The sequence below is a fragment of the Clostridioides sp. ZZV15-6388 genome (assembly GCF_020657755.1).
Classification (GTDB): Bacteria; Bacillota; Clostridia; order Peptostreptococcales; family Peptostreptococcaceae; genus Clostridioides.
The window spans coordinates 69,602-76,077 of sequence record NZ_JAGWCU010000016.1 but is presented as its reverse complement, the minus strand read 5'-3'; the positions used below and the strand labels follow the sequence as shown (position 1 = coordinate 76,077).

The 6,476-nt window shown below is 27.9% G+C and carries 4 protein-coding genes and 1 pseudogene; 2 read left to right on the top strand and 3 right to left on the bottom strand.

Features of this window, described 5'->3' with window-relative positions; translation table 11 throughout:
- Nucleotides 1-561: 561 nt before the first annotated feature.
- Both KGF48_RS11585 and KGF48_RS11580 read right to left on the bottom strand, forming a co-directional pair.
- On the bottom strand, nt 562-2,952 hold the full coding sequence (locus KGF48_RS11585) for a heavy metal translocating P-type ATPase (RefSeq protein WP_227841369.1): 2,391 nt from the start codon (nt 2,950-2,952) through the stop codon (nt 562-564).
- A 22-nt stretch (nt 2,953-2,974) separates the two neighbouring features.
- A complete protein-coding gene (locus tag KGF48_RS11580; protein ID WP_227827694.1) occupies nt 2,975-3,340 on the bottom strand; it encodes an ArsR/SmtB family transcription factor in 366 nt (121 codons plus the stop codon).
- Between the two features lie 202 nt (nt 3,341-3,542).
- Here KGF48_RS11580 and KGF48_RS11575 point away from each other — a divergent pair, with 202 nt between their 5' ends.
- Entirely contained in the window at nt 3,543-4,403 is an 861-nt protein-coding gene (locus KGF48_RS11575; RefSeq protein WP_227868070.1) for a hypothetical protein, read from the top strand.
- A gap of 218 nt (nt 4,404-4,621) precedes the next feature.
- Here KGF48_RS11575 and KGF48_RS11570 read toward each other — a convergent pair.
- A pseudogene (locus KGF48_RS11570) lies at nt 4,622-4,969 on the bottom strand (helix-turn-helix domain-containing protein); the annotation flags it as partial.
- Between the two features lie 530 nt (nt 4,970-5,499).
- Between KGF48_RS11570 and KGF48_RS11565 the strand changes: the two are divergent.
- Nucleotides 5,500-6,285: an EFR1 family ferrodoxin gene (locus tag KGF48_RS11565; RefSeq protein ID WP_227841367.1), complete on the top strand. Its 786-nt coding sequence runs from the start codon at nt 5,500-5,502 to the stop codon at nt 6,283-6,285.
- The last annotated feature ends 191 nt before the right edge of the window (nt 6,286-6,476 follow it).

Here is a 6,476-nt window from a genome sequence, read left to right as displayed (position 1 = left end):
AGCCAGGATCAAACTCTCAAATAAAAGTTTATCAGGCTCAGATACTATTGTTATCAAAATATCTGGCTTTATGGTTTGTTTCTTGTTTTATAAATTAACCTACTGTTTAATTTTCAAAGTTCATTTTTCATGTTTGCCCTTTTCTTAAGGACAAGTAATACTATATCACCTTAAAAATAATTCGTCAACACTTTTCAAATTATTTTTTTAATTTTTTTTAATTTTCATTGTCATATATTCCATTATAATGTAGTAATACCATAGCTTCAATCAATTTTAATATATTTATATTTTTTTATAAAAAATCACAATTGTTTATCTTAATTATTAATATTTTAAATATTTCTATATACAAATTCAACAGTTATAATAGAATTATCCCTATATAAATTGAAAAAATACAGTAGAAAATACAGACAATAAATAAGAATATAGAAATAGAGGTAAATAAATACAATCATAAAAGAAGAAGTATTAATACAGTTAGAATAAACTTATCAATACTTCTTCTTTTATAATCAATCTTTTAATATTAAAATCTATTTATTTTTAACTTACATATTATCTCATAGCTCTCATAGCATTTAGTACTGCAATAAGTGCTACCCCTACATCAGCAAATATAGCCTCCCACATAGTAGCTACTCCTCCAGCTCCTAGTGCCATAACTATAACTTTTACACCTAGAGCAAATATTATATTTTGCCATACTATCTTATTAGTCTTATTTGCTATTTCAATGGCTTTAGATATTTTACTTGGTTCATCTGTCATAAGTACTACATCTGCTGCTTCAATAGCTGCATCTGAACCTAGACCTCCCATTGCTATACCAACATCTGCTCTAGCTAAAACTGGTGCATCATTTATTCCATCACCTACAAAAGCTATTTTTTCTTTTTCTGTTCTACCTTCATACAACTCTTCTAGTCTATCTACCTTTTCATTAGGAAGTAAATTAGAGTAAACTGTATCTAATCCTAACTCTTGAGCAATATTTTTTGCTACTTTTTCATTATCTCCAGTTAACATTACAACTTCTTTTACTCCTATTGATTTTAAACTTCTTATGGCATTTTTACTATCTTCTTTTATCTCATCAGATATAACTATATAACCTCTATACATTTTATCAACAGCAATATACACTACTGTTCCAACTTCTTTAGCTGGTGAATAGAATATATTTTCCTTTTTCATAAGCTTCTCGTTACCTGCCAATATAAGTTCACCATTGTATTTTACTCTGATTCCATAGGCTGCTATTTCCTCATAACTATCTATTGTATTTAAATCAATTTTCTTACTATAGTAGCTTAATATAGATTTTGCTATTGGATGATTTGAATTTACTTCTGCAAGAGCTGCATATTGTAATAATTCTTCTTCTGATATTCCCACAGGATTTAGCTTAGTTACATTAAATACACCTTTAGTGAGAGTTCCTGTTTTGTCAAACACTACTGTATCTACACTTCTTAAAGCCTCTAAGTAATTACTTCCCTTTATAAGTATTCCATTTTTAGATGCAAATCCAATCCCACTAAAGAAACTAAGTGGTATTGATAAAACTAATGCACAAGGACAAGAAACAACTAAGAATATCAACCCTCTGTATAGCCAATCACTAAATACTTCACCTGAAATAACAAGTGGTGGTACAAATGCTATCAATAAAGCAGCTATAACTACTACTGGAGTATAGTATCTTGAAAATTTAGATATAAAATTTTCTGTTTTTGATTTTTTAATGCTAGAATTTTCAACAAGGTCAAGTATTTTTGAAACTGTTGACTCTCCAAAGCTCTTTGTAACTTCAATAGTAAGTAAAGCATTCTTATTTATAACACCTGATAAAATTTCGTCTCCTTTTTCAACTTCCCTTAACACAGACTCACCTGTAAGTGCAGAAGTGTCTAACATAGATACTCCATCTACTACTACACCATCCAATGGCACTTTTTCACCAGGTTTTACTACTATTATATCACCTATATTTACTTCTTCTGGAGATACCACTTTAACTTCAGAATCAACTTTTAGGTTTGCATAATCTGGTCTTATTTGCATAAGTGAAGTTATAGACTTTCTAGACTTTCCAACCGCAACACCTTGTAAATACTCTCCTACCTTATAGAAAAGCATAACTCCTACTGCTTCTGATAGTTCTCCTATTAATAATGCCCCTACTGTTGCTAGAGCCATTAAGAAGTTTTCATCAAATACTCTTCCTTTTGATATATTTCTTATTGCTCTTAAAAGTACATCTCCACCTACTATCACATAAGCAACTATAAATACTATATTGCTAAATTGACTTTCAAATCCTGTTGCTGTTTGATATATACCAAAAATATATACAAGAGCTCCTATTATAAGTGGAATTAATTCTTTTTTATTTGTATCGCTCACAGTTTCTGACTTTTCAACCGTTCTAGATTTTGTTTTATCAGAAGACTCTACTTGTATATCAAGGCCTGGTTCTGTTGAGTCTATTATTTCTTTTATTTTATTTATAACAGCATCTTCTTCAAAAGTACTTATTATGTTTACTGTAAGTTTTTTATTTACAAAATTCAAATTAGAAGATTCAACCTCTTTTAGTTTAGAAACTTTGTTGTTAATCTCTTCTGCACAATGTGCACAATTTAATCCTCCTAATATAAGCTCCTTTTTAGTTGATGTTTTGTTGGCTATTGTATTGTCTTTAGAGCTTATTTGTATATTAAGTCCTGGTTCTGTTGAATCTATTATCTCTATTATCTTTTCTATAGTATTTTCTTCATCAAAACTATTTTCTATATTTACTGTAAGTTTTTTATTTATAAAATTTAGATTAGAAGACTTAACCTCTTGTAGCTTAGAAACTTTGTTGTTAATCTCTTCTGCACAATGTGCACAATTCAATCCTCCTAATACAAATTCCTTTTTAATTATATTATTTGCTTCCATATATATTCACTCCTCTCATTTATCATTTATAAGTCTCTCTAATATGATTTAATCCACAGTCAAATATTTGACTTATATGGCTATCATCTAATGAGTAATATACTGTCTTTCCATCTCTTCTAAATTTTACTAACCTAGCCTGTTTTAATACTCTAAGCTGGTGAGATATTGCAGAGTGAGTCATATTTAATAAACTTGCTATATCACATACACACATTTCATTTGCAAATAATGCATATAATATCTTTACTCTAGTAGTATCTCCAAATACTTTAAATAATTCTGCTAAATCATATAACATTTCTTCATCTGGCATAGTTGACTTAGCTTCTGTTACTATTTCCTCATGTATTATATTACAACTACAATCATTTATCTCTTCTCTCATTGTATAATCCTCCATTATTTTAATATATGAATAACTGTTCATATGTTCATTATATGCTATTATATCTGATTTCGCAACAATATTTTTTTATTTATTTAATAATAATTAGAATGCACATATTATGGACTTTTTTAATATATATATTATTAGAATAAGTTTTTGTAAACTTTTTTATAGTTTTTCTAGGAGGTGCAAGTTTAATATGAGTAATAAGAAAAAAAAGAACTTAGATACTAGTTACATGCCTTACTTAGACCCGGCTAATTATGCAGATTATATTACTAACGAAGAAATTCCCCAAGATGAGTTGAGAAATGACCCACAAATCCCTAGTGGTTATACAAAAATACCTAATAATCAGAACATAAGTAACATTTATCCTAATAGCGTAAATAATTATCCTAAAAGTAGTAATTCTCCAAACAACTTGCCTAACACAAATAATACATCTGGAAATATGAACTACAACACATCTAATCCAAACAATATGCCTAACAACATGAACTATAATACATCTAATAATATGAACAATATGGGTGTACCTACTAATATGTCTGGTAACATGAATAACAATATAGGTATGCCTAACAACATGTCTGGTAACATGAATAATAATATGGGTATGCCTAATAACATGTCTAGTAACATGAATAATAATATGGGTATGCCTAATAACATATCTGGTAACATGAATAATAATATGGGTATGCCTAATAACATATCTGGTAACATGAATAACAATATGGGTATGCCTAACAATATGTCTGGCAACATGAATAACAATATGGGTATGCCTAACAACATGTCTAGCAACATGAATAATATGGGGTATAATATGAATAACATGGGTATTCCTAACTTATCATGTAATCAAAATATGCCTCCTAATGTACTTATGATGATACCAGGTGTTATATGTCATAATACAATGAATGGTATGCCTGTAGTTATGCCTAGTAATATGCCTTCTAACATGTATCCGACTCCTTATGGTTCTAGTAATATGTCTATACAAGGTATACCACAAACTAATATTGAGGAGTTTGATGAGGAAGAAATGTAAAATATTTTTATTTTTTAAATAAATTGTATAAGACCTTAATAATTGAACATAATAGTAAATGTATTCCTCATAATATTCCCCCAATATTATTATAGGTATAAAATTTTGATTGAATATCCTTTTATTTAGTCAAAAAATATTAACATAATCTAATAAAATAAATGTATACAAAAAAATCAGATAAAATTTTATTTTATCTGATTTTTTTATTGAATTTTAAATGGATTTCTATATGAAAATCTATTAGTTTTCTTTGATTTAAATTTAGGAAATCCTACATTTTCTTTAAAGAATTTTTTATATGCGTTTTCTAAATCTTTTAAGGTGTTTTGTAGTGAAAATTTGTCAGGTTCTTTAAGCCACTCTAATTCTTTTTTTAAATCGGTCAAATCAGAACTGCACTGTTTATAAGTAAAAGTTTCTTTATCATTTTCATAAACTTCTATTCTTTTAGCAAGATATTTATTATATACAAATCTACAACATCCAAAAGTTTTGTTAATTAACTCTTGCTGTTTTTTATTTGGATACATTCTAAACTTATAAGCTTTTTCCACTACTACCATCTCACTTTACTTGTTTTTTCTGATTATTAATATATTCCACCCATCACAATATTAACATGTATAATTATTTAAAAGAAGTATTTTAAAGGTTTTTATATTTATTCTTATCCTTCGGCATTATCCGTTAAAGTCTACCCACTACCGATAGCTTGTAGTGTACTTCCCTCAAGAGGAATAGTCGTTGAAGTTTTTCCTATTCGGAGCTTACTTGCTGATTGCCCATTTTAAAGTACTTAGGGTTTAACCTTATACCATCTAACCAATTTTTTCTACTTTCGTAACTTTCACACTTAGGTCTATTTCATCCTTATGTTTTAGTTTGCTTAGCTTTAGGGGTTTCCAGCAATTCAAGTAGTATTGGATAGGTTCTATCCTATCTCTACATATAAGTTTCCCTATGCTGACTATTTTAGCTACACACACTCATGACTAAAGTCACGAGTGTGTGTAGCTATTTTTTAATCAAATCTATTAGCTCTATGTTATAATGACTCTAACAAGTTATTATCTTATTTATAGGAGGTATTGTTTTGAATAAAATATGTGTATTTTACTTCTCTGGAACTGGTATGACAAGATATATTGTAAATAGAATAAAACAAGAATTTGAAAATCAACAGACTTATGTTGATTGCATAAGGATTGAAAATATCAAGATGTCTAATATTCATTTAACATCATATGATTCAGTAGGAATAGCTTATCCAGTACATTCCTTTAACGCACCTCAAATTGTATTAGACTTTGTAAAACACTTACCAAAAATAGACTCTATGGATACATTCATAATTCATACAGCTGGAGAAGAACATTATATAAATTATGCTTCATCCAATTTACTAATCAAAAGATTGAATGCTAAAGGTTTCAAAGTATTTTATAATAAATTGTTTGCTATGCCCTCAAATTTTATGGTTAAATATGATGACCAAAAAACAAAAGAGCTTATTAATGAAGCAGATAAAAAAATACCTATTACTGTACATAATTTAATAAATCGAATCTCACATCTACCAACTAGTAGAACTTCAGTAAAATTTTTAGCTTTTTTTGGTAGATTAGAGTGGTATGGTGCTCGTATTTTAGGTAAGTTTTTCTATGTTAAAGATACTTGTACTCACTGTGGTAAATGTGCCAATAATTGTCCTAAACATAATATAAGTATTACCAGGGATAAAGTCAAATTTAATTGGAGTTGTTGTTTGTGCATGAGATGTATTTATAATTGTCCTGAACAATCAGTCTATATACATCAGCCATTTAAGTTCATCCGTCTTGATAGTTGGTATGATTCTAATATATTTACAAATAAATAAAAGCTTGTAATTTTATTATAACTATCATTCATAACTCTTTAATATTATTTTATTTTCATTATAAATCTTCATAGCTTCATCATAAAATATATCTTACTCCCTATATATAGTAATATGTTTAGATATGGTATGCTAAAAACCAATATTGACAAATATTATTAAAAAAAGAAATAAAATATTTTTATATAAAT

Excerpts from the sequence above, each read along its gene's own strand:
- KGF48_RS11575 (WP_227868070.1), top strand. The coding sequence starts at position 3,543 with ATGAGTAATAAGAAAAAAAAGAACTTAGATACTAGTTACATGCCTTAC.
- KGF48_RS11580 (WP_227827694.1), bottom strand. The coding sequence starts at position 3,340 with ATGAGAGAAGAGATAAATGATTGTAGTTGTAATATAATACATGAGGAA.
- KGF48_RS11585 (WP_227841369.1), bottom strand. The coding sequence starts at position 2,952 with ATGGAAGCAAATAATATAATTAAAAAGGAATTTGTATTAGGAGGATTG.